Source organism: Aquicoccus porphyridii (assembly GCF_008369105.1).
Classification (GTDB): domain Bacteria; phylum Pseudomonadota; class Alphaproteobacteria; order Rhodobacterales; family Rhodobacteraceae; genus Aquicoccus; species Aquicoccus porphyridii.
Genome location: NZ_VINQ01000182.1, coordinates 1 through 402, shown reverse-complemented (window position 1 = coordinate 402; position 402 = coordinate 1). Strand labels below are relative to the sequence as shown.

1 pseudogene is annotated in these 402 nt (G+C 60.0%); it reads right to left on the bottom strand.

Annotation, left to right across the window (positions count from 1 at the left end):
* Positions 1 to 53: 53 nt before the first annotated feature.
* Positions 54 to 402, bottom strand: a pseudogene (locus FLO80_RS24095) (hypothetical protein); the annotation flags it as partial.

Below are 402 nucleotides of genomic sequence, written 5' to 3'. Positions count from 1 at the left end.
ACGTCTCTCGGATTCAGGCTCATAAATTCACTCTCGCTCTAGTCGTTCCGCGATTAACCGAAGAATTTCTGACCGTTCTTGGCCATTTCACGCAGCTTCGCGGTCGGGTGGTACAGCGCGCCCAGCTCGGCGTACTTGTCGGCCAGGGCCACGAACTCGGCGACACCGATCGAATCGAGGTAGCGCAGAGCACCACCACGGAAGGGCGGGAAGCCGATGCCGTAGATCAGGCCCATATCGGCCTCGGCAGCGGTCTCGACGATGCCGTCTTCCAGGCAACGCACGGTTTCCAGGCACAGCGGGATCATCATGAAGTTGACGATGTCCTCGTCGGTCACTTCGCGCTGCTCGACCACGATCGGCTTGAGCACTTCGTAGGCCTGCGGATCGGTGACCTTCTTC